The sequence below is a fragment of the Streptomyces sp. SID12501 genome, assembly GCF_010550245.1.
GTDB lineage: Bacteria > Actinomycetota > Actinomycetes > Streptomycetales > Streptomycetaceae > Streptomyces.
In genome coordinates this window covers 1-549 of sequence record NZ_JAAGLU010000358.1, presented here as the reverse complement: position 1 = coordinate 549, position 549 = coordinate 1, and the positions used below count along the sequence as shown (strand labels likewise).

Genomic DNA, 549 nt, shown 5'->3' with positions numbered 1-549 from the left:
GAAGCCCGACATCGACGGATCCGAGATCACCTACGACACGATCCGGCGCCAGCCCGACCGCTATGACGAGATCGACGTCGAGGTGGCCGGCCCGATTGCCGCCCGCTACGAGATCTGCCGCGACGCCAAGGTCGCCGCCGACATCGAGTACACGGCCGCCAAGTCGCTCCTGCTCGACGCACTCGGCACCGGCCGGAACGCCGTTCACCTCGGCCGCCGAATCGCCTACCGAACCGCCCGCGAGGACGGCTCGACCATCGCCCTCCAGCCCGCCCGATAGGAGCCGCCATGTCCCGCCTTCAGGGCGCCGGCAGCAAGCCCGCCCCCGACGAGTACGACGACGGATTCGACTTCGTCCCGGCCACCAAGGACGGCCACAAGGCACGGCTGTCCATCCAGGGCCCGTCCGGATCAGGAAAGACGTGGACCGGGCTGCAGGCAGCCGCCGAGTTCGCCGACGGCCAGGAGTTCGGAGTCATCGACACCGAACGGCGCGCCGCCTCCTTGTACATCGTCGACCTCGGCATCCCCTTCAAGACCCTGGCCATG

General features: G+C 69.0%; 2 pseudogenes. Both read left to right on the top strand.

The features are described 5' to 3' along the window. Nucleotides 1-280, top strand: a pseudogene (locus G3I71_RS46215) (hypothetical protein); the annotation flags it as partial. Between the two features lie 8 nt (nucleotides 281-288). Further along, nucleotides 289-549 (top strand): annotated as a pseudogene (locus G3I71_RS46210) (AAA family ATPase); the annotation flags it as partial.